This is a genomic window from Sphingomonas rubra (assembly GCF_900115745.1).
GTDB lineage: Bacteria > Pseudomonadota > Alphaproteobacteria > Sphingomonadales > Sphingomonadaceae > Sphingomonas > Sphingomonas rubra.
The window spans coordinates 42,151-67,157 of sequence record NZ_FOXP01000010.1; the positions used below are offsets into that span (position 1 = coordinate 42,151).

Consider the following 25,007-nt stretch of genomic DNA (forward strand, 5'->3'; position numbering starts at 1 on the left):
GTCGAGACGGGTCTTCGGCTTCGCTCCGCCCCTCCTCAGGACGAACGGGATCGGTCTGACCTCATCCGGCCATAAGACCCTCTGCCCTCACCCCCAGCGCAGGTCAGCGCGGCGTCGCCGTCGCGCCCTGTCCCGCCCCGGCCGGCGCCGCGACGATGTCGCGCGTCGCGGCGCCCTTGTCGACGACGTTGGTGTCCGGATCGCCCACCGACGAGCGGATGCCGGGATCGGCCACGCCGCCCGCGCTCTCCAGCGTCGCCTGCTCGGCCGCGGAGCGCGGCGCGGCGCCGCCGAACAGCGCCTCCAGCGTCTGCGCGCGCGCGTTGCCGCTGGCGTCCTGCGGGCGGGCGGCGCCCGGCTGTGGCGGCACCAGCGCGTAATCGGGCGGGATCACCAGTGGCGCCTGGCGCGCCACCGCGAACTCGTCCGGCCGGGCACGGTCGAGCCCGCTCCCCGCGCAGCCGGCAAGTCCCCCACACAGCAGGGCGGCCGTGCCGGCGAGGATGACGAGATTACGCATGGGGACTCTCCACAGAAGCTTGTTTCGGCTCGCGCGTCAGAAAGGCGCGCAGCAGCAGCACCAGCACGCCCACCGTAATCGCCGCGTCGGCGACATTGAAGACCAAAAACGGCCGCCAGTCCGCATCCCACGGTGTCGCGACATGCAGGTCGGCGAAGTCGACGACGTAGCCGAACCGCGCCCGGTCGAGGATATTGCCCAGCGCGCCGCCCAGCACCAGCCCCAGCGCCGTCTGATCGGCCGGGTTCCGCTCGCGCGTCATCCACACCGCGACGCCGACGGCGATCGCCCCGGTCATCGCCACCAGCGCCCAGCGCGTGGTGCTGCCGTCCGCCGGCAGCAGGCCCAGCGACACGCCGATGTTAGGCACGAAGCGCAGCGCGAAGAACGACGTGATCTCGCGCGCCGCGCCCAGGTGATCGATGCCCATCGGCCCCGTGACGATCCATTTGGACAATTGGTCGAGCACGAACAGGGCGACTGCCGCCGCGATCCCGTGTCGGGGCAGCGTCACGACACCACCTCCGCGCCCAGCACCTCGGCACAGCGCCCGCACAGCGCGCCGTCCTCCGCCACCTCGGGCAGATGCCGCCAGCAGCGCCCGCACTTGGCATAGTCGGTGCGCCCGGCCTCGACCGCCGCGCCCTCCCTCACGGCGGCGACGATGAAGATCTCGGCCAGCGCGTCGGCGGGCAGCGGCAGGCTCGGCACCACCACTTCCGCCTCCAGGCTGGAGCGCACCCGCTTCTCGCGGCGCAGCGGCTCGATCGCCTCCGTCACCGTCTCGCGCAGCGCGCGCACCGCCTGCCAGCGCGTGCCCAGCGGCGCGTCGCCCGCCACCGTCGGCAGCTCGGGCCATTCCAGCAGGTGCACCGACCCGTCCTCGCTCGGATAACGCGCCTGCCACACCTCCTCGGCGGTGAACGGGATCACCGGCGCGGCGTAGCGGACGAGCGCGTGGAACAGCGTGTCGAGCACCGTGCGGTAGCTCCGCCGCCGGAGCGAGTCCGCACCGTCGCAGTAGAGCGCGTCCTTTCTCACGTCGAAGAAGAAGGCCGACAAATCCTCGTTGGCGAAATCGGTCAGCAGCCGGATGTAGCGGTTGAACTCATACCCCATCGCCGCTTCGCGCAGCTCCGTGTCGAGCATCCCCAGCCGGTGCAGCACATATTGCTCCAGCTCGGGCATGTCCGCCACCACCACCCGCTCGTCCTCGTCGAATCCGTCGAGCGCGCCGAGCAGGTAGCGGAACGTATTGCGCAGCTTGCGATACGCGTCCGACGCGGTGGCGAGCACCTCCTTGCCGATCTTCACGTCGTCGAAATAGTCGGTGGAGGCGACCCACATGCGCAGGATGTCCGCCCCGCTCTCGCCGATCACCTTGAGCGGATCGACCACGTTGCCCAGCGACTTGGACATCTTGCGCCCCTTGTCGTCGAGCGCGAAGCCGTGCGTCAGCACCGCCCGGTAGGGCGCATGCCCCCGCGTGCCGCTCGACTCGAGCAGCGACGACTGGAACCAGCCGCGATGCTGGTCCGATCCCTCGACGTACAGGTCGGCGCGCGTGCCCGCTCCGTAGCGCGCCTCCAGCGTGAAGACGTAGGTGCAGCCCGAATCGAACCACACGTCGAGGATGTCGTTGACCGGCTCGTACTCGCCCGCGTCATACCCATCGCCGAGCAGCGCCTGGTGATCGGCCGTGAACCACGCGTCCGCCCCGCCTTGCGCGAAGGCCGCGACGATCCGCGCGTTGACCGCCGGATCGCTCAGATACTCGCCACTCTGCCGATGGAAGTAGAGCGCGATCGGCACCCCCCAGGCGCGCTGGCGGGAGATCACCCAGTCGGGCCGCCCCTCGACCATCGCCGTGATCCGGTTCTCGGCGCGCGCCGGCACCCACTGCGTCGCCGCGATCGCGTCCAGCGCGACGTTACGGAGGGTCGCACCGTTGGAGCCTTGCCCTTCGACTTCGCTCAGGGCGAACGGAGGTAAGGATGACGTGCTCTCCCCCCCGTTCGTGCTGAGCGAAGTCGAAGCACCGGCTCCGCGCTCTCCCCTATCCATCGGAATGAACCATTGCGGCGTCGCCCGCTGGATCACCTTGGCCTTCGACCGCCACGAATGCGGATAGCTGTGCTTGAAGTCGCTCGCCGCCAGCAGCGCCCCCGCGGCGCGCAGATCCTCGCAGATCGGCCCGTCGGCGGCCACGAACTTCTTGTTGATGACCGAGCCCTGCCCGCCGAGCCAACCCCAGTCCGCCCGGTACATGCCCCCCGCATCGACCGCGAACACCGGATCGATCCCGTACTGCTTGCACAGCAGGAAATCGTCCTCGCCGTGATCCGGCGCCATGTGGACGAGCCCGGTGCCGGCGTCGATGGTGACGAAATCGCCCTGAAGGAACGGCCGCGGCCTGGCGAAGAACCCGCCGAGGTGATGCATCGGGTGGCGCGCCGTCGCACCTTCCAACACCGACCCCTTGGCCAGCGCCTCGAACGATTCCATGCCGATGCCGGTGCGCGCGGTGAAGGCGGGCAGCAGTGGCTCGGCGACCAGATAGCGTTTGCCGCCGTGGCCGAAGAGCAGATAATCGATCGCCGAGCCATAGGCCAACGCCTGGTTCACCGGGATCGTCCACGGCGTCGTCGTCCAGATCACCGCGAGTGCGCCGACCAGTGCCGGCGCTTCGGGCGCCTCCACGATCTCGAACGCCACGTCGATCTGCGTCGACGTCACGTCCTCATACTCCACCTCCGCCTCGGCCAGCGCGGTCTTCTCCACCGGCGACCACATCACCGGCTTGGCCCCGCGATACAGCTGGCCCGACTCGGCAAACTTCAGCAGCTCGCCGACGATCGCCGCCTCCGCCTCGTACTTCATCGTCAGGTATGGATCGGCCCAGTCGCCCATCACCCCCAGCCGCTCGAACTCGGCACGCTGCACCTCCACCCAGCGCTCGGCATAGGCGCGGCACTCGGCGCGAAACTGCGCGACGGGCACGTCGTCCTTCGACAGCTTCTTGGCGCGATACGCCTCCTCGACCTTCCACTCGATCGGCAGGCCGTGACAGTCCCAGCCGGGCACGTAGGGCGCGTCGCGGCCCAGCAAGGTCTGGCTGCGGACGATCATGTCCTTCAGCACCTTGTTCATGGCATGGCCCATGTGGATGTCGCCGTTGGCGTAGGGCGGTCCGTCGTGCAGGATGAACCGCTCGCGCCCCGCCCGCTCGCGGCGCAGCCGATCGTACAGCCCGATCCGCGCCCAGCGCTCCAGGATCGCGGGCTCCTTGGCGGCGAGGCCCGCCTTCATCGGAAAATCGGTCTTCGGCAGGAAGACGGTGTCTTTATAGTCGGTCATAGATGCGCGCGGCTGTAGCGGGCGCGCGCGGCTTTCACAAACGGCCGTGGAAAGGTTCACGCGGAGCCGCGGAGCCGCGGAGAAGAAGAGGTTGTTCGCGCAAAGACGCGAAGGCGCGAAGATGTCCCGTGCGCGGCAGCGCGCCTTTTGCCATCACACGTGATGATGAAGCGCCGCGATCGCGGCGAGGCGCCCCCCTCCGCGTCTCCGCGCCTCCGCGTGAACCAACTTCTTCGCGTCTTAGCGCGGCGAACCCAACACCACCCGCGCCGCGCGGCAATCCGCCTCCATCTGCACGACCAGCGCATCGAGCCCGTCGAACCGGGCTTCCGCCCGCAACCGCTCGATCAGCGCCACCTCGATCACCTGCCCGTACAGGTCGCCCGAGAAATCGAAGAAATACGGCTCCAGCAACTCCTTGGCCGGCTCGAACTGCGGTCGAACGCCCAGGTTCGCCGCCCCGTCGAGCACCCGCCCGTCCGCCAGCGTCCCGCGCACCGCGTAGATGCCGTAGGCGGGCCGCAGATACTTGCCCATGTCGAGGTTCGCGGTCGGATAGCCGATCGTCCGCCCCACCTTGTCCCCGTGCTGCACCCGGCCTTCGATCGCGAATGGCCGCGTCAGCAACCGCGCCGCGCCGCGCATGTAGCCGGCCCGGAGCAACGCGCGGATCGCCGTCGACGACACCGTCACCCCGTCGAGCGACACCGGACCCACCGTGTCGACCGAGAAGCCCCCCGCCGCGCCGCCCGCGTGCAGCGTCGCAGCGTCGCCCCCCTTGCCCCGGCCGAAGGTGAAGTCCGCCCCCGTCACCACGCCGCCGACGCGCAGCGCCGCGACCAGCCGCTCGGCGACGAACGCCTCCGCCGACAGCGCCGCCAACTTCCCGTCGAAGCGGAACACCACCATCGCGTCCACCCCGGCGGCCGCGAACAGCCGCTCGCGCTGGTCGAGCGTGGTCAGCCGGAACGGCGCGGTGTCGGGCCGGAAATGCCGCACCGGATGCGGGTCGAACGTCGCCACCAGCGCCGGCCGCCCTTCGGCCCGCGCGCGCGCCACCGCGGCGCCGACCACCGCCTGGTGGCCGAGATGGAAACCATCGAAATTGCCCAGCGCGACGATGCCGCCGGCGAACGCGTCCGGCACCGCCTCCGCGCCGTCCAGCCGGCGCATGCTACCGCGTCAGGCGGCGGATGAAGCCGATCAGCCCGGTCTGCCGCGACCGCTTCAGCCGCTCGGCCGCCAGGATCGTCTTCACGCCGCGGAAACACGCGTCGACATCGTCATTGACCAGCACATAGTCGTACCCGTCCCAGTGGCTGACCTCGTTCGCCGCGCGCGCCATCCGCGCGTCGATCACCTGGGCAGAGTCGGTCGCCCGCTTCTCCAGCCGCTGGCGCAGCTCGGCCATGGAGGGCGGAAAGATGAACACCCGCACCACGTCGCCGCCGGCGATCTGGAACAGCTGCTGCGCGCCCTGCCAGTCGATGTCGAACAGCACGTCCTTGCCCGACGCGAGCAGCGCCTCGACCTGCGCGCGCGGCGTGCCGTATCGGTTGTCGAAGACATGCGCCCATTCCAGGAACTCGTCCTCCGCGACCATGCGGCGGAATTCCTCCAGATCGACGAAATGATAATCCCGGCCGTCCACCTCGCCCGGCCGCATCGGCCGGGTGGTGGCGGAGACCGACATCTCCAGCCCTTCCTCATCGGCGAGCAGCATGCGCGCGATCGTCGACTTGCCCGCGCCGGAGGGCGAGGACAGCACGAACAGCACCCCACGGCGCTTCAGGCCGTGCGGGTCACCGGGGATGGGGGTTGCCATCGCGCGCCTTTGGCCGGTCGGCACCGGGCGCGTCAACCCGCGCCCGGCCCACCCGCCGTTTGAGGCTGTTTAGAAATTGGCGATAGAGCCAATTTCATGCGGCCTCTCAGATCGTCGGCGGCATCCGCCGTGCGCGACGCCGGTCGTACGCCTTCTTGGCGACGTAGCCGCCACCCAGCAGCATGCCGAGCGGCCCCATCCGGCGCAGCCCACCGCCGACCAGCGCGCCCATCGCCGCGCCCTTGAACCCGCCGCTGCCGTCGCGACGATCCATCTCACGTCCCACCAGGGCTCCGATAATCTTGCCGATCATTTCACTTCTCCGAAAACTACGTCCTTGAGTTCGCCCGCGCCGCGCAGCACCGCCCAGCCGACCGCGTAGGTGATCGCCGCCGGGATCACGAGCTTCAGCACGTTGGCCACCACCGCGCCCTTCAAGGCGCCGTCCCAACTCGCATCGTCGTCGCCGCTCATGCTGTCGATGACCCCGCCGACCAGCGCCCCTATCGTCGTCACGCTCACGCCGAATTCTCCTTCGACAGGCATAGCGCGGGAAGGCAGGACAGGTTCCCACGCCTCACCCGTCATGCCGGGCTCGTCCCGGCATCCAGGGCCACGAACGCCGCCGCTATTGGACGCCGGAACAAGCCCGGCGTGGCGAGATCACGCCCCCAGCATGTCCTCCGCGCGCACCACCCGGTCGAACGTCGCCTCGTCGACCAGTTCCAGCGCCAGCCCCGCCTCCTTCAGCGTCAGACCATGCTCGTGCGCGTGCTTGGCAATCTTGGCGGCGGCGTCGTAGCCGATCTCCGGCGCCAGCGCGGTCACCAGCATCAGCGATCGCTCCACCCCAGCGCGAATATTGTCCTCGCGCGCGACAAGTCCCTCCACCGTCCGCTCGGCGAAGCTCGTCATCCCCACCGCCAGCAGATCGATCGATCGCAGCACGTTCGCCCCGATCAGCGGCTTGAACACGTTCAGTTCCAGATGCCCCTGCATCCCGCCGACGGTCACCGCGACGTTGTTCCCCATCACCTGAGCGGCCACCATCGTCAGCATCTCGCACTGCGTCGGATTGACCTTGCCCGGCATGATCGAACTGCCCGGCTCGTTGGCGGGAAGCTCCAGCTCGCCCAGCCCCGACCGCGGCCCCGATCCCAGCAGCCGGATATCGTTGGCGATCTTGGTCAGCGCGACGCTGAGCACGTTGAGCGTGCCGTGCAGGTCGACCAGCCCGTCGTTCGACGCCAGCGCCTCGAACTTGTTTGCCGCCGACACGAACGGCAGCCCGGTCAGCGCGGCGATCTCCTTCGCCACCGCCTCGCCGAACCCCGCAGGCGCGTTCAGCCCGGTGCCCACCGCCGTCCCACCCTGCGCCAGCGGCATGATGTTGCGATGAAGCGTGCCCTCGATCCGGTCGCGCGCGTTAGCCAGCTGCGCGACATAGCCGGAGAATTCCTGCCCCAGCGTCAGCGGCGTCGCATCCTGCAGATGCGTCCGCCCGATCTTGACCACCTCTCCCCATTCGCGCGCCTTGGCGTCGAGCGCCCCGTGCAACCGGTCGAGCGCCGGCAGCAGCGTTTCCGTCACCGCCAGCGCGGCGGCGACGTGCAGCGCGGTTGGGAAGCTGTCGTTGGACGATTGCCCACGATTGACGTCATCGTTGGGGTGCACCGGCGCCTTGCCGCCGCGCGTGCCGGTCAGCGCCTCGTTCGCCCGCCCCGCGATCACCTCGTTGACGTTCATGTTGGACTGGGTGCCAGACCCCGTCTGCCAAATGACGAGCGGGAACTGGTCGTCCAGCTTCCCGTCGATCACCTCCGCGGCCGCCGCATCGATCGCCCCCGCCTTCTCCGCCCCCAGCGCCCCGGCATTCACCCGCGCACACGCCCGCTTCACGACGGCGAGCGCCCGCACGATCCCGATCGGCATCCGCTCGCGCGCGCCGAACGGGAAGTTCTCCAGGCTACGCTCGGTCTGCGCGCCCCAATAGGCGTCGGCGGGAACTTCGATCGGGCCGATCGAGTCGGTTTCGGTGCGGGTGGTCATGCGGGCGAGAACGAGCGGGAAGAGGGCGGGTTGCCCGTGACCGTCGAGCTTTACCCATTGCTGTTGGTCAGTCCCTCTCCTCCTGGTCGCCCCGGGCTTGACCCGGGGCCCCGCTTCTTCTTTCCTCCGCTGGTGAACGATCACCGTGGCGGCTGGCTTTATATCATGGCGGATCGCTACCGCGGCGCGATGTACATCGGGGTGACGGCTTCTCTGATGGCGAGGGTTCATCAGCATCGGGCCGGAACGGGCTCGGATCACTGCCACCGCTATGGCCTGACTCGTCTCGTATGGGCGGAGCGCGGCGATGACATCGGCGCCTGCATCGCGCATGAGAAGCGTTTGAAGCGCTGGCGACGCGAGTGGAAGTTCGCGTTGATCGAACGGGGCAATCCCAACTGGCTCGATCTGACGGAGCAGCTGGCGTGATCGCTTGCATCGAAGAAGCGGGACCCCGGCTCAAGGCCGGGGCGACGAGATGAAAGTGCGAGAGGTCCGCGGTGATTGCTGTCCTACAAGCTTCGGATCAGGTATAAGCCACACTAAAATCTGAGCCGCTCTTTCTCATTGCCGCACAAACGGAAACGATCGGAACCGCAAGTTTCGCTCTAGGGGTCAATCGAGTCAAGCAAGCTGCAACTCATTCGCAGCGCCGCGGGCAAAGCCCACGTCGTCGGACGGGCGTTGCCCGCCGGCCGAGCTTGCGCGAGTCAGCCGGACGTCGCCGGCTGCCGCGCCGCGCTATTTCTTCCGCTTGAAATCCACCGCGACGACGTTCGACCCGTCCTCGACCGGCACGCCCACCGGCCCGTCATTCTCCGCCGGGTCGTGCGCCTCGGGCTCGGCGTCCGCGCCCTCCAGCGCCTGGAAGCGCAGCTCGAAATTCACCGCCGGGTCGTGGAAGCCGGTGATCGCCGCGTAGGGGATGACCAGCTTCGAGGGCACCTGGTTGAAGCTCAGCCCCACCGAGAAGCGCTCGTCGTCGACCGTCAGGTCCCAGTAGCGGTTCTGGATGACGATCGTCATCTCGTCCGGAAACCGCTCGATCAGCCGCTTGGGAATGTCGACGCCGGGCGCGTGGGTCTTGAAGGTGATGTAGAAATGATGCTCGCCGGGCAGCGCGCCGGCCTCCGCCACCGAGCCGAGCACGCGGCCGACCACGGCACGCAGCGCCTCCTGGACGATCTCGTCATAGGGGATCAGGCTGTCGGGAAGGCCATCGGTCATGGTCCTTGGGTAGGCGCCCCCCTTCCCCGGCGTCAAGGTTGCTTGGCCGCGGCGGCGCGCTATGGACGGCGGCCATGCGCAGCGCCACGATCAACCGCCACACCAGCGAGACCAGGATCGCCGTCACCGTCGACCTCGACGGCACCGGCGCCTACGACGTCCACACCGGCGTCGGCTTCTTCGACCATATGCTCGAACAGCTGTCGCGCCACTCGCTGATCGACCTCCACATCCGCACCGACGGCGACCTCCACATCGACGAGCATCACACCGTCGAGGATACCGCCCTGGCGATCGGCGCGGCCGTGGCCAAGGCCCTGGGCGAGAAGCGCGGCATCCGCCGCTACGGCGACGCGCTGTCGCCGATGGACGAGACGCTGACCCGCGTCGCGCTCGACATCTCCGGCCGCCCCTGGCTGGTGTGGAAATGCCCCTTCACGATCCAGAAGCTCGGCACCATGGATACCGAGCTGTTCCAGCATTTCTTCCACAGCTTCGCCCAGGCGGCCGGCATCACGCTGCACGTCGAGACGCTCTACGGCGACAACAACCACCATATCGCCGAGAGCGCCTTCAAGGGCCTCGCCCGCGCGCTCCGTCAAGCGGTCGAGATCGACCCGCGCAAAGGCGACGCCATCCCCTCCACCAAGGGTACGCTGTGATCCTTTCTCGATCGATCACCCCGGCATGACCCTCGCCCTGATCGATTACGGCGCCGGTAACCTCCACTCGGTCGCCAACGCGCTCGCCGCCGCGGGCTGCGACGACCTGGCGATCACCGCCGACCCGCGAGCGGTCGCGCGCGCCGACCGGATCGTCCTCCCCGGCGTCGGCGCGTTCGGCGCCTGCGCGGCGGCGCTGTGCGCCATCCCCGGCATGATCGAGGCGATGGAGGCGCGCGTGCTGAAGCAGGGAGCGCCCTTTCTCGGCGTGTGCGTCGGCATGCAGCTGATGGCGGAAGCCGGCGACGAACGCGGCACGCACGCCGGCCTCGGCTGGATACCCGGCCGCGTCTCGCACCTGACGCCGACGCCCGCCGCCAAGGTGCCGCACATGGGCTGGAACGACGTCGTCCCCACCATTTCGCACCCGCTGATCGTGCCGGGCGAGGCGTATTTCCTCCACAGCTACGCCTTTGCCGGAGCACACGTGCTCGCCACCACCGACCATGCCGGTCCCGTCACCGCCGCGATCGGCCGCGACAACATGCTCGGCGTCCAGTTCCACCCGGAGAAGAGCCAGTCCTACGGCCTCGCCCTCCTCCGCCGCTTTCTCGCCTGGAAACCATGACCGCTTCGACATTGCCCGGCACAGGCCTGATCGTCTTTCCCGCCATCGACCTCAAGGGCGGCCAGGTCGTCCGCCTGGCCGAGGGCGACATGGATCGCGCCACCGTCTACGGCGACGATCCCGCCCACCAAGCATTGCTGTTCGCCGAGGCGGGTGCCGAGCACCTCCACGTCGTCGACCTCGACGGCGCCTTTGCGGGCGAGAGCCGCAACGGCGACGCCGTCCGCGCGATCGTCGAACGCTTCCCCGGCCACGTCCAGCTCGGCGGCGGCATCCGTGACCGCGCGGCGGTGGAGCGCTGGTTCGATCTCGGCGTGTCCCGCGTCGTGATCGGCACCGCCGCGCTGGACGACCCCGATTTCGTCCGCGCCGTCGCCCGCGACTTTCCCGGCGGCATCGTCGTCGCGGTCGACGCGAAGGACGGCATGGTCGCCACCAAGGGCTGGGCCGACGTGTCCACCACCAGCGCCACCGACCTCGCCCGCCGCTTCGAGGACGCCGGCGTCGCCGCCCTCCTTTTCACCGACGTGGGCCGCGACGGGCTGCTCAAGGGCTGCAACGTCGAGGCGACCGTCGACCTCGCCCGCGCCGTCTCCATCCCGGTGATCGCCTCGGGCGGTGTCAAGGGCATCGGCGACATCCACCTCCTCGCCCTCCACGCGCGGGACGGCATCGAAGGCGTCATCACCGGCCGCGCCCTCTACGACGGCCGCCTCGACCTGACGGCGGCGCTGAACGTCGCCGCTGCCGCATCCCCCTCCCTGCAAGGGAGGGGTTAGGGGTGGGTCGAGGCTTGATGACACGGGCAGGTCACGCACGGCGGTCGCCGTACCGCCAAGCCTCCACCCACCCCCGCCCCCTCCCTTGCAGGGAGGGGAGCAAGTGACCGTCCGCGCCCGCGTCATCCCCTGCCTCGACGTGGCGAACGGCCGCGTGGTGAAGGGCGTCAACTTCGTCGATCTCGCCGACGCCGGCGACCCCGTCGAGCAGGCCCGCGCCTACGACGCCGCCGGCGCCGACGAGCTCTGCTTCCTCGACATCACCGCCAGCCACGAGGGCCGCGGCACCATCCTCGACGTGGTGCGGCGGACCGCGGCGGTGTGCTTCATGCCGCTCACCGTCGGCGGCGGCGTCCGCACCGCCGACGACGCCCGCGCGCTGCTGCTCGCGGGTGCCGACAAGGTCGCGGTCAACTCCGCCGCCGTGTCGCGGCCGGAGGTGGTGACCGACATCGCCGAGCGGTTCGGCAGCCAGTGCTGCGTCGCCAGCATCGACGCCCGCCGCTCCGGCGGCGGCTGGGAGGTGTTCACCCATGGCGGCCGCCGCGCGACCGGCATCGACGCGGTTGCCCACGCCCTCCGCCTTGCCGACCTCGGCGCGGGCGAGCTGCTCGTCACCTCGATGGACCGTGACGGTACGCGCTCGGGCTACGACCTCGACCTGGTCCGCACGATCGCGGACCGGACCGACGTTCCCGTCGTCGCATCCGGCGGCGTCGGCGGCCTCGCCGACCTCGTCGCCGGCGTCATCGAAGGCCACGCCTCCGCCGTCCTAGCTGCCTCCATCTTCCATTACGGCGAAGCGAGCGTCGCCGACGCGCACGCCGCGCTCGCCGCCGCGGGCGTTCCCGTCCGGTCGCACTGACGCCGCCGCGGGATTGACCCGGCGCCGTGGCCCGGCCACTCCCCGACGCCATGGACGCCTTCGCCCGCCTGGAAACCACCATCGCCGACCGCCGCAACGCCGACCCGGCGTCGAGCTATGTCGCCAGCCTCTTCGCCCGCGGCCGCGGCCGTATCGCGCAGAAGATCGGCGAGGAGGCGACCGAGACGGTGATTGCCGCGATGGGCGACGATCCGGCCAAGATCGTCCCCGAGGCGGCCGACCTCCTGTTTCACCTCTGCGTCCTCCTTGCCGATGCCGGCCTGTGTCTCGATGACGTCCGCGCCGAACTCGACCGGCGCGACGGCTTGTCCGGGCTTGCCGAGAAGGCCGCCCGCCCCCGCTGATCCGGAGTCCTGCCATGCCGATCGACGCCACCCTGCCCTATGACGACGACAACGTCTTCGCGCGCCTGCTGCGGGGCGAGATCCCCTCGACCCGCGTCTACGAGGACGAGTGGGCGGTCGCCTTTCACGACATCGCGCCGCACGCCCCGATCCACGTCCTGGTCGTCCCGCGTGGACCCTACGTGTCGTGGGACGACTTCTCGGCCCACGCCTCGACCGAGGAGATCGCCGGCTTCGTCCGCGCCGTCGGCAGCGTCGCCCGGACGATGGGCCTGGTCGAACCCGGCTATCGCCTGCTCGCCAACACCGGCCCGAACGGCGGGCAGGAGGTGCCACACCTCCACGTCCACCTGTTCGGCGGCGGGCCGCTCGGGCCGATGCTCGCTCGATAAACGTTGCGAATGCTACGTTTCGGGCTAGGCTGCGCGGCTTCAACGAAGGGGCGGGAGAGGCCCCGCATCCCTTGGGGGGACCTGAATACATGCCTTTCGCGCGCGTAAAGCCGCTGGACGCCATTCTCGCGACCGCGGAGCGTAAGTCGCTCCACCGGACGCTGGGCTGGTTCCAGCTCACCCTGTTCGGCATCGGTTGCGTCATCGGCACCGGCATCTTCGTGCTGACCGCCGCCGGTGCGCAGAAGGCCGGTCCCGGCCTGATGCTCGCCTTCGCGATCGCCGGCGCGATCTGCATCGTCGCGGCGCTCTGCTACGCCGAGATCGCCGCGATGATCCCGGTCGCCGGTTCCGCCTACACTTACACCTACGCGACGATGGGCGAGCTGCTCGCCTGGACGGTCGGCTGGGCGCTGATCCTCGAATATGCGGTCGCCGCTTCGGCGGTCGCCGTCGGCTGGTCGGGCTTCTTCTCCGGCACAATCCTGACCGAGTTCCTGGGGGTGCAATTACCCTCCTGGCTCGCCGGCGCGCCGCTCGCACTCGGCGGGATCGAGGGCGGGTTCATCAACCTGCCCGCAGTCGTCATCTCGCTTCTCATCACCTGGCTGCTGATGATCGGCACCACCGAAAGCGCGCGCGTCAACGCGGTGCTGGTGCTCATCAAGGTGACCGCGCTGGTCGCGTTCATCGCGATCACGCTGACCTCGGCCTATTTCGACCCCGATCGCTTCAATCCCTTCCTGCCCGCGGGGCTGTTCGGCGGCTTCGGCACCGGCGTCGGCGCGGTCGGCGCGGCGGCGACGATCTTCTTCGCCTATGTCGGCTTCGACGCGGTCTCGACCGCCGCGGAGGAGACCAAGAACCCGCAGCGCAACGTGCCGATCGGCCTGATCGGGTCGCTGCTGTTCTGCACCGTTTTCTACATCGCCGTGGCGGCGGGCGCGATCGGCACCGTCGGCGGTCAGCCGATCATGGGTCCGAACGGCGTCCCCTTCCCTGCTGGATCGGAGGAGCTGGCGCGCCAGTGCGCGACCTACGCCGCCGATCAGCTGCCGCTGGTCTGCTCAAACGAGGCGCTGGCGCACGTGCTACGCCAGATCGGCTGGTCGGGCGTCGGCAACGCGGTCGGCATCGCGGCGATGCTCGCGCTGCCGTCGGTCATGCTGATCCTGATGTTCGGCCAGACGCGCATCTTCTTCGTGATGAGCCGCGACGGCCTCCTCCCCGAGGTGCTCAGCCGCGTCCATCCCAAGTGGAAGACGCCCTATATCGTCACCGCCGCCACCGGCGTCGCGGTCGCGATCGCGGCGGCGTTCCTCCCTGTCGGGCGCCTCGCCGACATCGCCAACGCCGGCACGCTCTACGCCTTCATGATGGTTGCGATCGCGGTGATGATCCTGCGCCGGACCGCTGCCGACCGGCCGCGCAGCTTCCGCACCCCGGCGCTGGCGCTGCTCGGACCGCTGACTATCGCCGGCTGCGTGTTCCTGTTCTTCAACCTGCCGCTCGACGCGATGCTGGTGCTGCCGATCTGGGGCTTTGTCGGGCTGGTCATCTATGTCGCCTACAGCCGCGGTGCATCGCACCTCGGCCGCGGGATCGTCGATGTCCACGAGGGCGACGAGCTCGAGCCGCCGGTGCCGGGCACGCACTGAGGCGCGCCTTTAAGGCAAACGAAAAGGGCCGCGGGAGCATCCTCCCGCGGCCCTTTTCTCATCCACAACCCTGAGGTCACTCGTCACTGGCGGGGACCAGGGTCTCGCTCCGCAAGCGGGCGCTCGACTACCGGGATGCTCCGGCCTCTTGCAATGCCTGCTTGCAGCAGTCGCGCTGAACAGGCTCGCCAGGTGACGGTGAAAGGTTACGCCAGCTTCTCGGCCGCCAGTGCCTTCAGGTCGGCGATGGGGCGCGGGCCGATATGGCCGATGCACTCCGCCGCGCAGATCGCGCCCAGGCGCAGCGACCGTTCCAGGCTCTCGCCGGTCACCTGTCCATGGAGGAAGCCGGCGGCGAACAGGTCACCCGCGCCGGTGGTGTCGACCACCGCGGCGATCGGCTCCGCCGCCACCGTCGTCCGCTCGCCGCCCGCGATCGCCATCGCGCCGTCCGGGCCGAGCGTCACCACCAGCAGCGGCACCTTGCCCTGCAGCGCCGCGATCGCCGCCTCCAGGTCGTCGGTCTCGACCAGCGACTTCAGCTCGGCATCGTTGGCGAACAGCACGTCGATCAGGCCGCCGTCGATCAGTTCGTGGAACGCCACGCGGTGGCGGTCGATGACGAACTCGGCCGACAGCGTGAAGGCGACCTTGCGCCCGGCGTCCCGCGCCACGTCGATCGCCGCCCGCATCGCCGCGCGCGGCTCTTCCGGGTCCCACAGATAACCTTCGAGATAGAGAAAGCGGCTGCCCGCGATCAGGTCGCGGTCCAGCGCCTCGGCGGGCAGATAATGCGACGCGCCCAGAAACGTGTTCATCGTCCGCTGCCCGTCCGGCGACACGAAGATCAGGCAGCGCCCCGTCGTCGGCTGGCCGGGGCGTGCCGGCGTGTCGAAGCGGATGTCGCCCGCGCGGATGTCGTGCGCGAACACCGCGCCCAGCTGATCGTCGGCGACCTGCCCGATGAACCCGCAGGCGGAACCGAGCGCCGCCATCCCCGCGATCGTGTTCGCCGCCGATCCGCCCGATACCTCGGTCCCCGGCCCCATCTTGGCGTAGAGCGCGTCGGCCTCTTCCGGCGAGAAGACGAGCTGCATCGCCCCCTTGGTCATGCCGTTCGCCGCGATGAAATCGTCGGCGGCGGGCGCGATGATGTCGACGATCGCGTTGCCGATCGCGACGACGTCGAAAGTGGGCTCGGTCAAGGCAGGCTCCTGTGTGCGGGAAAGCTGTGCGGGAAAGCCGCCGCCGTAGAGAGGCGCCCCCGCCTTCGCAACGTTGACGGCGCGGGCAGGCCGCGCCATCCCCGCCGGCGATGATCGCCGCATTCTTCCTGTCGGTCGGCCAGCTCGGCGATCCACCGGTGCTGCGCGTGTTCGCCAAGTCGATGGCCGTCACGCTCGCCTTGTTCGCGCTGCTCGGCGCGGGCGTGTGGTGGGGCACGCAGGCGCTGATCGCCGGCTGGGTCGGCGGTTACGAGGACGGGCTCGCCGCCATGGTCGCGCTGTTCGGCACCGTGCTGGCGCTGTGGCTGCTGTTCCGCGCGGTCGCCGTCGCCGTGATCGGCCTGTTCGCCGACGAGGTCGTCGCCGCGGTCGAGGCGCGTCACTATCCCGCCGCGCTGGCCACCGCCCGGCCGGTCTCGTTCGCGCGCGGTGCCGCGACCGGCCTGCGCTCCGCCGCCCGTGTCGTGCTGGTCAACGCGCTGATGCTGCCGCTCTACGTCGTGCTGCTCGCGACCGGCATCGGCACGGCCGTGGCCTTCTTCGCGGTCAACGCCTGGTTGCTCGGGCGCGACCTCGGCGACATGGTCGCGAGCCGCCATCTCGATCGCGCCGGCGTCCGCCAGTGGCGACGGCGCACAGGGCCGCGGCGCTTCCTGCTCGGCCTCGGCGGCACGGGGCTGTTCGTGCTACCCGTCGTCAATCTCGTCGCCCCCGTGCTCGGCGCGGCGATGGCGACGCATCTCTTCCACCGGGGACGATCATGAAGCTAGCCGTCATCCTCGCCGCGACGCTGGCGCTCGCCGCCTGCGCGGCGCCGGTCGCACGCCCGACGGGGACGGCGCCGGTCGTCCCCACCTACACCAGCGTCGGTCTGGAACGCGTCGTCGGCCAGAACGCCGACGGACTGGTGCAACTGTTCGGCCAGCCCGATGCGGACGTGCGCGAGGGCACCGCGCGCAAGCTCCAGTTCAGCAGCGCCATCTGCGTCCTCGATGCCTATCTCTATCCCAAGGACGGGGCACCACCGCGCGTCACCTATCTCGACGCGCGCGAGCCCGACGGCAGCGCCATCGACCGCGCCAGCTGCGTCGCCGCCCTGACCAGGCGGCGCGAAGCCCGCTAACCCTGACCCTTCCCGTCAGCGGCAGCAGAACCGAGCCTGTCCAGCGCCCACGCCGCCGCCTCCGCCACCACCGGCGACGGATCGTCGAGCAGCGGCCGTAACGCCGCCACCAGCGCTGCCTCCCCGCTGTTGCCCGCCGCGATCGCCGCGTTGCGCACCATCCTGTCGCGACCGATGCGCTTGATCGGCGACCCCGCGAACACCTGCCGGAACCCCGCATCGTCCAGCGCCAGCAGGTCCGCGAGCCGCGGCGCCACCATCTCCGCGCGCGGCGCGAACGCTAGATTGGCGGCGGCGGAGGCGGCGAACTTGTTCCACGGGCACACCGCCAGGCAGTCGTCGCAGCCGTAGATGCGGTTGCCGATCGCGGCCCGGAACTCCGCCGGGATCGGCCCGGCATGCTCGATCGTCAGGTACGAGATGCAACGCCTGGCATCGAGCTGGTAGGGCGCTGGGAACGCGTCGGTCGGGCACGCCCGCTGGCACGCGTCGCACGAGCCGCACGCATCGCGCGACGCCATGTCGGCGTCCAGTTCCAGCGTGGTGTAGATCGCGCCCAGGAACAGCCAGCTGCCATCGGCCCGGCTGACCAGGTTGGTGTGCTTGCCCTGCCAGCCCACGCCCGCGGCCTCCGCCAGCGGCTTCTCCATCACCGGCGCCGTGTCGACGAACACCTTCAGATCGCATCCGGCCTCCTGCGCCAGCCAGCGGCCGAGCGCCTTCAGCGCGCGCTTCATCACGTCGTGATAGTCGGCGCCTTGCGCGTAGACGGAGATGCGCCCGATCCCGCCCTCGTCCGCCAGCGCCAGCGGATCGCACTTGGGCGCGTAGCTCATCCCCAGCGAGATCACGCTCCTGACCGCCGGCCACAGCGCCGCCGGGCCGACGCGGTGGTGCGCGCGCTCCTCCATCCAGATCATCGATCCGTGGCGCCCGTCGGCGAGCCACCGGCGCAGCCGCTCGCCCGCCTGGGGCGCCGCGTCGGCGTCGGCAAACCCGCACGCCGCGAACCCCAGTTCGGCGGCCTTGGCGCGGATGCGGTCTTGGAGCTTGCCGTGCTGCACGCCCGCCCGCTACCACATCGGTGCGGAGGGGAGAACGACGTGGGCGATCAGGCGGTTACCGCCACGGGGCTGATGAAGCGATTCGGCGATCGGCGCGTCGTCGACGGCGTCGACCTGGCCGTGCCGCGCGGCGCCATCTATGGCGTGCTCGGCCCCAACGGCGCCGGCAAGACGACGACGCTGCGCATGGTGCTCGGCATCATCGAACCGGATGGCGGCGCCCGTACGCTGCTCGGCTGCGCACACCCGCGCGACGCCAGCGACCGGGTCGGCTACCTGCCCGAGGAGCGTGGCCTCTACCCGGGCATGAAGGCCAAGGAGGCGATCGCCTTCATGGGCTCGCTGCGCGGCCTGCCCTGGTCGGCCGGGCGCGCGCGCGCGGTCGAGATGCTGGCGGCCGCCGGCCTGGGCGATGCGGCGGACCGGAAGATCAGGAAATTGTCCAAGGGCATGGCGCAGCTCGTCCAGCTGCTCGGCAGCGTCGTCCACCGACCCGACCTGCTGGTCCTCGACGAACCCTTCTCCGGCCTCGACCCCGTCAACCAGGAGAAGCTCGAGGCGCTGATCCTGGCCGAGCGCGATCGCGGCGCCACCATCCTCTTCTCCACCCACGTCATGGCGCATGCCGAGCGGCTGTGCGACCGGCTGGCGATCATCGCCGGCGGGCGCCGCCGGTTCGAGGGCACGGTGGACGACGCGCGCGCGACGCTCCCCGCGCGCGTCCATTACCAGCCGCGCCAACGCTCGCCGGGGATCACCGCGCTGCTGCCGCCCGACGCCGTGCCCGCCGGCGAGGGCTGGCGCTTCGCCCTGCCGGCCGACGGGATCGAGCCGCTGCTCGCCACGCTGATCGCCGCCGACCACGGCATCGCCGGCCTGTCGATCGAGCGCCCCAGCCTGCACGAGGCGTTCGTCCGTATCGTCGGCGCCGCCGCCGACGACGACGATGGGGCGCCGCGATGACCCGCGTGCGCCGCTTCCTCCGCCAAATGCTGACGGTCGCCCGCCGCGATTTCGTCGCCACCGTGGCGACGCCGGTGTTCCTCCTGTTCCTCTTCGCTCCCGCGCTGATGGCGGGCCTGAGCGCCGTCGGCGGCATCGGCGCGGCCCAGATGAACGACGGCGACACCGACCGCGCCCGCATCGTCGCGATCCTGCCGCCGTCGCAGGGGCGCATCATGGCGGCGGAGGATGCGCGCCTGCGGCGGATCATCCCTCGCGGCGGCCGGCCCGCGCCCCTGGCGATCGTCGCGCCGACCGCCGACCCCGCCGCCCAAGCGCGGACGCTGGTCGCCGCCAGCGACCGCGACGTGGACGGCGTCCTCTACGGCGACCTCGCCCGGCCGACGATTCTGCTCGCCCCCCTCGCCCGCTTCAGCGGCGATTACCTGGAGGGGCTGGCGCACGCGACGCTCGCGACCGAGCGGCTGGGCGATCCCGTCCGCGTCCGCGCCCGCCGGATCGAGACGCGCGAGACCGGCCGTTCGATCGGCGGCCAGCACCAGGCCGGCTTCCTGGCGGTGTTCGGCGTCTTCTTCCTGACGCTGTTCCTCGCCGGCCAGGTCGTCGGCTCGATGGCGGAGGAGCGCAACAACAAGGTGATCGAGATCCTCGCCGCCGCGGTGCCGCTGGAGGCGGTGTTCGGCGGCAAGCTGCTCGGCCTGTTCGGCGTCGCGGTGTTGTTCGTCGGCTTCTGGGGCACGGTGATCGGCGAGCTGCTCAACCTGCTGCCCGCCGGCGTGTCGGCGGCGTTCGGCGAACTGGCGCCCGCGATCGGCGCACCCGGCTTCGCCTTCCTGTTCGCGGCTTATTTCTCGATGGCCTACCTGCTGCTCGGCTCAGCCTTCCTGGCGATCGGCGCGCAGGCGCAGTCGCAGCGTGAGATCCAGATGCTGTCGCTGCCGATCACGCTGATCCAGGTGGCGATGTTCGCGCTCGCCTCGGCCGCGGCCCGCGCGCCGGGAAGCACGCTGGCGCTGGTGGCGGAGATCTTTCCCCTTTCCTCGCCGTTCGCGATGGTGGGGCGCGCGACGAGCTCGCCCTCCTGGTGGCCGCACGTCGCCGCGCTCGCCTGGCAGGCGCTGTGGGTGGCGCTGTTCATCGGTGCGGGCGCGCGCCTGTTCCGACGCGGCGTCCTCCAGTCGGGCAGCGGGCGGTGGATCCGCTGGCGGCGGCACGGCGCAGCGCCGCCAGCGTGACGGCGCATCGGCTGGATCAAATCCACGTTCACGATCGAGGTCGTCCCTTTACCTGCCCGTGCTCCCCGGCGAAGGCCGGGGTGGAAAAACGCTGAATGTCGATGCGCTCTCGCCAGATTCCCACGATCTCAGGCGCTTGGCGCCCCTTTCGAACCTTCCGGCGCCACTTATCTCGATCGCATGACTGACCCTGCCGACCGCCGCTCCTTCCTCTCCTTCGCCGGCCTCGGCGCCGGCGCGCTGGCGCTGATCGGCTGCCGCGCCGGCACTGCCCAGGCGGCGGAGCGCTTCCCCGTCACCAAGCCCGATGCCGAGTGGCGCCGGCAGCTCGGCACCGCGGCCTACGACGTCCTCCGTCACGAGGGCACCGAACGCCCCGGATCGAGCCCGCTCAACGACGAGCACCGCGCCGGCACCTTCGCGTGCAAGGGTTGCGCGCAGCCGCTGTTCTCGTCACGCACCAAGTTCGACAGCGGCACCGGCTGGCCCAGTTTCTACGCCCCGCTGGCGAATGCGGTCGGCACGCGCACCGATCGCTCGATGTTCATGGCCCGCACGGAGGTTCACTGCGACCGCTGCGGCGGTCATCTCGGCCACGTGTTCGACGATGGCCCGCGCCCGACCGGCAAGCGCTATTGCATGAACGGCGTGGCGATGACGTTCCGGAAAGCGTGATCGCGGCGCTCGCCCGGCCTCAGTCCTTGCCGGTAAAGGCGACCACCCCGATCGGGCCGCGGCCGATCGACGGGCCGGTGCCAGCATATTGCAAAGCCGGCGCGGCCACCGGCGTCTGGCCCGAGTAGATGAAGCCGCTGGTCGGATAGTTCGACGTGCCCAGTCCACCCTGCGGGCCGTACCATACCTTCACCAGGCTCCAGTCGCCCGCCGCCGACACGTCCACCGCGCGCACGTCGCGCTCGATGCCGCCGCGGCGCGACCAGTTGGCGTGGGTCAGCAACACCTCGCGATCGCCGACTACCTTGGACACCATCGCGACATGGCCGACGCGCATCCGCGACGTCGCCTGGAAGGCGAGCACCGATCCGGCGACCGGCGTGTGACCCCGCTCGTACCGGCCGGCCGCCTGGCTCCACCAGGTATCGGCGTTGCCGCGAATCTCGATGCCGGAGATTTGCCGGGCGTAGGGCGCGCACTGCCAGAACTGGGCCGCTGCCGGGGCCGCCCCCAAGACCGAAGCGGTCAGGCCGCACGAAACCACCAGCGCGAAACGCACTGCCAACGCCTTCATCATGTTCGGGAACCCCCGGCTCAATCGGTGTGAGGGTCGGCTACGGGGCCTCGAAATTTTTTGGAAGAGCGCCGGGAACCTTATCCGACGAACCGTGTTTCGCCGCCGACGAGCACCGGAAAGCGTCAACCTGCCTGCCCGTTCTGGGCGCTTGCCGCGTGCCTGCCGCCCCCTTACGCCAAGGAGAAACACGGCAGGAGAGCATCATGGATACGGGCACCCTCTTTCGACTCGACGGCCGCGTGGCGCTGGTCACCGGCGGCAGCCGCGGCATCGGCAAGATGATCGCCGTCGGCTTCATCCAGCAGGGTGCGACCGTCTACATCTCGTCGCGCAAAGCCCCGGCGTGCGAGGAAACCGCTGCCGAACTGGGGCCGAACTGCATCGCGCTGCCGGCCGACGTGTCCACCGTCGACGGCTGCCGCGCGCTCGCGGCGGCGCTGGCGGAACGGGAACAGAAGCTCGACATCCTCGTCAACAATGCGGGCGCCGCCTGGGGCGTGCCATTCGAGGAGTTTCCGGAGAGCGGTTGGGACAAGGTAATGGACCTCAACGTCAAATCGCCCTTCTTCCTGACCCAGGCGCTGCACGGCCTGCTGAAGGCGGCGGGATCGCCGACCAGACCGGCCAAGGTCATCAACATCACCTCGATCGACGGGCAGCGGCTGAACCCGTGGGAGACGTACAGCTATCAAGCCTCCAAGGCGGGGCTGATCTACCTGACCAAGCGGATGGCGGCGCGGCTGGTGCGCGATCACGTCAACGTCACCTCAATCGCACCGGGTGCCTTCGCCAGCGAGATGAACAAGGCGGCGCGCGACCACGGCGAGGCGATCGCCCAGTCGATCCCGGCGAAGCGGATCGGCGTGGACGAGGACATGGCGGGCGCGGCGATCTACCTCGCCAGCCGGGCGGGCGATTACGTGATCGGGGAGACGATCACGGTCGACGGCGGCTTGGTGCACGCGGCATTGGGGACGAGCATCGACGCGTGATCGAAATGGGGTGGCGAACAAATGCGCGCTGCCCTCCGGCAGGAGAAGACAGCTTGGCCCTACCTGCTTCAACGCGTGCAAGTTCAGGCTAACCTCAGCTAGAAAATCACGCGGTGCCGGTTTGCTTCATCCGATTGACCTTTGGAGCGAAACGCGCGGGCGCGATCGTTTCCCGATCTCGCAGCAATGAGAAGGAGCGGAATCGATCCTGTTGCAGCCTTAAAGCCGATCCGATGCTTGCAGGACATCGCCGCCGCACAACGGGTATCCATCGCAGACGAACGCCAAGATACTGTCGACCAAGCATATTTTCAGTAACTTGCATATTTTCAGTAACTTACAAGGATGCGATCGGAGAACGTCCTGATCCTGCACTTGCCGGACGGGTCGAATGCACCTTGCAGCGTCACGTTGCCTCGATAAGGACTTCGACATCATGGGGGAGAATGTCGATGGCGTGGCGAGACGTGGTGAGCGTCGTGGGTGCGATATGCCTGACGGGATGCGGCGGTTCCGGCGTGGAGAGCACACCTCCGCCGGTACAAACACCGACACCGACACCGACACCGACACCGACGTCGCCCATATTGACCCCGGTCTCGCAGCAGGCTGCGCCTGCACCCCTGCCATCGGTGACCACCGGAACGCTGATCGACGCGGTAAAGACCAACGCGGACTTTCGGACCGGATCTATCGAAGTCAGCGACAATACCCGGACGGGCGAACTGACCAGCGCCAACCGGCGATATGACTCGCCGAACAGCATCAGAGTCTATTTCGATGCCAAGGAAGGCAAGTACATCGTCTCCAACATCATCGGCACCGCACACCGGTTTCCCGATGGCTACAGCTTTTACGGCGGCGAAGGGCTAACGACCTACGGGCAGAATGCCGCAGATGGCGTCCGCCGATTGAACCTCCTTACCCCTGTCGCCAACAATCCCCGGATCGCGCTGACCTACACCTCCTACGGCGTATGGCAGTTCGATTCGTCGGATCGCAGCAATATCGATCCCCAAATCAACAATTATCACTTCTTCTACTTCGGCATTCCGACGCCGGCCGATGCGGTGCCGCGCACCGGGTCGGCCGGCTATGCGGGGCTGGCACAAGGCGTGTTGTTCGACAGCCAGGGAACCTACGCGCTGGACGGCACCATGACCCTGAACGCCGACTTCGCCGCGGCGACGCTCACAACCGCCCTGAACCTGCGCGGGACCAACACGTCCAACGGCCTATTGATCGTCATCCCAGCAGTGAGTGGCACGGCCACGATCGGCGCGGGAGCGAACAGCTTCCGAGGCGAGGTTTCCACAGCGGACAACAGCTTCGTCGGCTCAGTCCTCGGCTCGTTTTTCGGCCCGACGGCGCAGGAGGTCGGCTACAGCTTCGGCATCAACAGCCCCGATCTTACCCGCATCGGCGGCGGCGTGGCTGTCGGCAAACGCTGAACCGGAAGCGATTTGCTATCCCATGATCGTGACGGTCCCCGCGTCGCCGCCTCCTGCGGCGGCCTCGTCCATCGCTGTCCAGCACACGGGTGAGCGGACGCCCTCAGACCGAACGCCATTGGTTGTGGCGCTGTCGTCGGCGGAAGCATTTGCCGCCGTCGACCAGTTGGTTGCGGCAGGGCATGTCTCCGATGCCGAAGCGCTGCTGCATGCGTTGACCAAGGATCCCGCTCAACACTTGCGCTCCGAGGCACGTTTCCGGTTGGGCAAAATGCGGGCGGCAGCCGGCGACTACAATGGGGCGGTCACGTGGTTTCGGGCCCTGCTCGACGAGGAGCCGGGCGCAATGGCGGTGCGACTGGAGTTGGCGCGCACCTACGCGCGACTGGGCAAGGCGACAGCAGCCTCGCGCGAACTGCGACGCGCTCAGACCGGCAGGCTACCGTTGAACGTGGCCCGGCAGGTCGACCGGATCAGCGCTGCGCTCCGCAGCAGTTCCCCGCGAGGGGCGGACGTATCGATCGGCATCGCTCCCGACTCCAACATCAATCGCGCCACGGGGTCGCGGACGATCGATGCGCAGGGGATCACCCTGGTCATCAATCGCGACGGCCGCGCCACCTCGGGCATAGGCTTGCAGCTGAATGGCCGCGGCTATTCGCGATCGCCGCTGACGCGGACGGGTTCCTGGCTGGTCGAAGCGTCGGGCGCGGCGACCTTATATCCATCGGGCCGATACGATGACATCGCGGGCACCGTTGCGATCGGCCCCGAGTTTCGCAGCGCAACCGCTCAGTTCCGCCCGGCTATCTTGGTCGGCCGCCGCTATTTTGACGGAGATCGCTTGTCCGATCAGGCGGGCATCTCGGTCGAGGCTCGGCGTGCCATCGGCCGCACGGCGCAATTGGCGGGCACCGCAACCGGATTCTACGCTGCCTATCCCGGACGCGCCTTTCTCTCCGGCAAGGGATATGGGATGTCGATCGACCTGGAGAAGGCCGTTACGCTGCGGCTGTTCGGGCTGGCGGGATTGTCGATCTCGCGATCCGACGCACGCGACCCGGCCTATGCCACAACCAGCATCGGCGGCCGCCTATTCACCAGCCGCGACGCAGGTCGCTTCACGATATTCGGCGGAGCCAGTTATCAACATTTGCGTGCCGACGGCTCGTTCACGCTGTTCCGGAAGCGCCGGTTCGATGATTACACCGAATTGCAGTTCGGCGTCAGCGCACGCCTCCTCGCAATCCTCGGACTGATTCCGTCGGCGCGATTTTCCCTATCACGCAACGACAGCACCATCCCTTTCTACGATTTCGGCCGCGCCCGCCTGGAACTGACGTTCGGACGACAATTCTAGAGCGGGATACCACC

The 25,007-nt window shown here is 69.3% G+C and carries 28 protein-coding genes; 16 read left to right on the plus strand and 12 right to left on the minus strand.

Annotation, left to right across the window (positions count from 1 at the left end):
* Positions 1–103: 103 nt before the first annotated feature.
* From BM145_RS12630 to fumC, 8 genes are all read right to left on the minus strand, one after another.
* Positions 104–520 carry a DUF3035 domain-containing protein gene (locus tag BM145_RS12630; protein ID WP_093334020.1) on the minus strand — a complete coding sequence of 139 codons (417 nt, stop codon included), beginning with the start codon at positions 518–520 and terminating at the stop codon, positions 104–106.
* A complete protein-coding gene (gene lspA / locus BM145_RS12635) occupies positions 513–1,034 on the minus strand; it encodes a signal peptidase II (RefSeq protein WP_093334021.1) in 522 nt (173 codons plus the stop codon). Before lspA ends, BM145_RS12630 begins: the two co-directional genes overlap by 8 nt.
* Positions 1,031–3,877 carry an isoleucine--tRNA ligase gene (gene ileS, locus BM145_RS12640; RefSeq protein WP_093334022.1) on the minus strand — a complete coding sequence of 949 codons (2,847 nt, stop codon included), beginning with the start codon at positions 3,875–3,877 and terminating at the stop codon, positions 1,031–1,033. The genes lspA and ileS overlap by 4 nt, the downstream gene beginning before the upstream one ends.
* A gap of 240 nt (positions 3,878–4,117) precedes the next feature.
* Positions 4,118–5,050, minus strand: a complete 933-nt coding sequence (locus tag BM145_RS12645) for a bifunctional riboflavin kinase/FAD synthetase (protein ID WP_093334023.1) — start codon at positions 5,048–5,050, stop codon at positions 4,118–4,120.
* A gap of 1 nt (position 5,051) precedes the next feature.
* Positions 5,052–5,702 (minus strand): guanylate kinase, encoded by a 651-nt coding sequence (gmk, locus tag BM145_RS12650; RefSeq protein ID WP_093334024.1) that lies wholly within the window; start codon positions 5,700–5,702, stop codon positions 5,052–5,054.
* 106 nt (positions 5,703–5,808) lie between these two features.
* Positions 5,809–6,015: a hypothetical protein gene (locus BM145_RS12655; RefSeq protein WP_093334025.1), complete on the minus strand. Its 207-nt coding sequence runs from the start codon at positions 6,013–6,015 to the stop codon at positions 5,809–5,811.
* On the minus strand, positions 6,012–6,224 hold the full coding sequence (locus BM145_RS12660) for a hypothetical protein (RefSeq protein ID WP_093334135.1): 213 nt from the start codon (positions 6,222–6,224) through the stop codon (positions 6,012–6,014). The genes BM145_RS12655 and BM145_RS12660 overlap by 4 nt, the downstream gene beginning before the upstream one ends.
* 141 nt (positions 6,225–6,365) lie before the next feature.
* On the minus strand, positions 6,366–7,751 hold the full coding sequence (gene fumC / locus BM145_RS12665) for a class II fumarate hydratase (protein WP_093334026.1): 1,386 nt from the start codon (positions 7,749–7,751) through the stop codon (positions 6,366–6,368).
* 129 nt (positions 7,752–7,880) lie between these two features.
* Between fumC and BM145_RS12670 the strand changes: the two genes are divergently transcribed.
* A complete protein-coding gene (locus tag BM145_RS12670) occupies positions 7,881–8,180 on the plus strand; it encodes a GIY-YIG nuclease family protein (RefSeq protein WP_093334136.1) in 300 nt (99 codons plus the stop codon).
* A 312-nt stretch (positions 8,181–8,492) separates the two neighbouring features.
* Here the strand turns inward: BM145_RS12670 and BM145_RS12675 are convergent, their stop codons facing one another.
* Positions 8,493–8,978, minus strand: a complete 486-nt coding sequence (locus tag BM145_RS12675; RefSeq protein ID WP_093334027.1) for an SspB family protein — start codon at positions 8,976–8,978, stop codon at positions 8,493–8,495.
* Between the two features lie 74 nt (positions 8,979–9,052).
* On the opposite strand from BM145_RS12675, the gene hisB reads away from it, so the two are divergent.
* The 7 genes from hisB (at position 9,053) to BM145_RS12710 (ending at position 14,327) form a co-directional block, all read left to right on the plus strand.
* Positions 9,053–9,640, plus strand: a complete 588-nt coding sequence (hisB, locus tag BM145_RS12680) for an imidazoleglycerol-phosphate dehydratase HisB (RefSeq protein WP_093334028.1) — start codon at positions 9,053–9,055, stop codon at positions 9,638–9,640.
* 25 nt (positions 9,641–9,665) lie between these two features.
* On the plus strand, positions 9,666–10,268 hold the full coding sequence (gene hisH / locus BM145_RS12685; protein ID WP_093334029.1) for an imidazole glycerol phosphate synthase subunit HisH: 603 nt from the start codon (positions 9,666–9,668) through the stop codon (positions 10,266–10,268).
* On the plus strand, positions 10,265–11,047 hold the full coding sequence (gene hisA, locus BM145_RS12690) for a 1-(5-phosphoribosyl)-5-[(5-phosphoribosylamino)methylideneamino]imidazole-4-carboxamide isomerase (RefSeq protein WP_093334030.1): 783 nt from the start codon (positions 10,265–10,267) through the stop codon (positions 11,045–11,047). The genes hisH and hisA overlap by 4 nt, the downstream gene beginning before the upstream one ends.
* Positions 11,048–11,150: 103 nt before the next feature.
* Positions 11,151–11,912, plus strand: coding sequence for an imidazole glycerol phosphate synthase subunit HisF (gene hisF / locus BM145_RS12695; protein ID WP_093334031.1), 762 nt, complete (start codon positions 11,151–11,153; stop codon positions 11,910–11,912).
* Between the two features lie 50 nt (positions 11,913–11,962).
* Complete coding sequence (locus tag BM145_RS12700; RefSeq protein ID WP_093334032.1) at positions 11,963–12,277, plus strand: phosphoribosyl-ATP diphosphatase; 315 nt, start codon at positions 11,963–11,965, stop codon at positions 12,275–12,277.
* A gap of 14 nt (positions 12,278–12,291) precedes the next feature.
* A complete protein-coding gene (locus BM145_RS12705; RefSeq protein ID WP_093334033.1) occupies positions 12,292–12,669 on the plus strand; it encodes a histidine triad nucleotide-binding protein in 378 nt (125 codons plus the stop codon).
* 89 nt (positions 12,670–12,758) lie between these two features.
* Entirely contained in the window at positions 12,759–14,327 is a 1,569-nt protein-coding gene (locus BM145_RS12710; RefSeq protein ID WP_093334034.1) for an amino acid permease, read from the plus strand.
* A gap of 206 nt (positions 14,328–14,533) precedes the next feature.
* Here BM145_RS12710 and BM145_RS12715 read toward each other — a convergent pair whose 3' ends face one another.
* The gene (locus tag BM145_RS12715) at positions 14,534–15,532 is read right to left on the minus strand and encodes an adenosine kinase (protein ID WP_093334137.1); all 999 of its coding nucleotides are present in this window, start codon (positions 15,530–15,532) and stop codon (positions 14,534–14,536) included.
* Between the two features lie 110 nt (positions 15,533–15,642).
* Here BM145_RS12715 and BM145_RS12720 point away from each other — a divergent pair, with 110 nt between their 5' ends.
* On the plus strand, positions 15,643–16,317 hold the full coding sequence (locus BM145_RS12720; protein WP_093334035.1) for an EI24 domain-containing protein: 675 nt from the start codon (positions 15,643–15,645) through the stop codon (positions 16,315–16,317).
* Complete coding sequence (locus BM145_RS12725) at positions 16,314–16,676, plus strand: hypothetical protein (RefSeq protein ID WP_093334036.1); 363 nt, start codon at positions 16,314–16,316, stop codon at positions 16,674–16,676. The genes BM145_RS12720 and BM145_RS12725 overlap by 4 nt, the downstream gene beginning before the upstream one ends.
* Here the strand turns inward: BM145_RS12725 and queG are convergent.
* Positions 16,673–17,740: a tRNA epoxyqueuosine(34) reductase QueG gene (gene queG / locus BM145_RS12730; RefSeq protein ID WP_093334037.1), complete on the minus strand. Its 1,068-nt coding sequence runs from the start codon at positions 17,738–17,740 to the stop codon at positions 16,673–16,675. The two genes, BM145_RS12725 and queG, sit on opposite strands and share 4 nt — an antisense overlap.
* Before the next feature lie 72 nt (positions 17,741–17,812).
* On the opposite strand from queG, the gene BM145_RS12735 reads away from it, so the two are divergent.
* The 3 genes from BM145_RS12735 to msrB all read left to right on the plus strand — a co-directional run bounded on the left by BM145_RS12735 (position 17,813) and on the right by msrB (position 20,613).
* Positions 17,813–18,703 carry an ABC transporter ATP-binding protein gene (locus BM145_RS12735; protein WP_093334138.1) on the plus strand — a complete coding sequence of 297 codons (891 nt, stop codon included), beginning with the start codon at positions 17,813–17,815 and terminating at the stop codon, positions 18,701–18,703.
* On the plus strand, positions 18,700–19,938 hold the full coding sequence (locus tag BM145_RS12740; RefSeq protein WP_093334038.1) for an ABC transporter permease: 1,239 nt from the start codon (positions 18,700–18,702) through the stop codon (positions 19,936–19,938). Before BM145_RS12735 ends, BM145_RS12740 begins: the two co-directional genes overlap by 4 nt.
* A gap of 180 nt (positions 19,939–20,118) precedes the next feature.
* Entirely contained in the window at positions 20,119–20,613 is a 495-nt protein-coding gene (gene msrB / locus BM145_RS12745) for a peptide-methionine (R)-S-oxide reductase MsrB (protein WP_093334039.1), read from the plus strand.
* 19 nt (positions 20,614–20,632) lie between these two features.
* Here msrB and BM145_RS12750 read toward each other — a convergent pair whose 3' ends face one another.
* Positions 20,633–21,187, minus strand: coding sequence for a CHAP domain-containing protein (locus BM145_RS12750; RefSeq protein ID WP_093334139.1), 555 nt, complete (start codon positions 21,185–21,187; stop codon positions 20,633–20,635).
* Between the two features lie 206 nt (positions 21,188–21,393).
* On the opposite strand from BM145_RS12750, the gene BM145_RS12755 reads away from it, so the two are divergent.
* The 3 genes from BM145_RS12755 (at position 21,394) to BM145_RS12765 (ending at position 24,993) form a co-directional block, all read left to right on the plus strand.
* Positions 21,394–22,182 (plus strand): SDR family oxidoreductase, encoded by a 789-nt coding sequence (locus tag BM145_RS12755; RefSeq protein WP_093334040.1) that lies wholly within the window; start codon positions 21,394–21,396, stop codon positions 22,180–22,182.
* Positions 22,183–22,634: 452 nt separating this feature from the next.
* On the plus strand, positions 22,635–23,633 hold the full coding sequence (locus BM145_RS12760; protein WP_143090188.1) for a transferrin-binding protein-like solute binding protein: 999 nt from the start codon (positions 22,635–22,637) through the stop codon (positions 23,631–23,633).
* A 22-nt stretch (positions 23,634–23,655) separates the two neighbouring features.
* Complete coding sequence (locus BM145_RS12765) at positions 23,656–24,993, plus strand: porin family protein (protein WP_093334042.1); 1,338 nt, start codon at positions 23,656–23,658, stop codon at positions 24,991–24,993.
* Positions 24,994–25,007 lie beyond the last annotated feature (14 nt).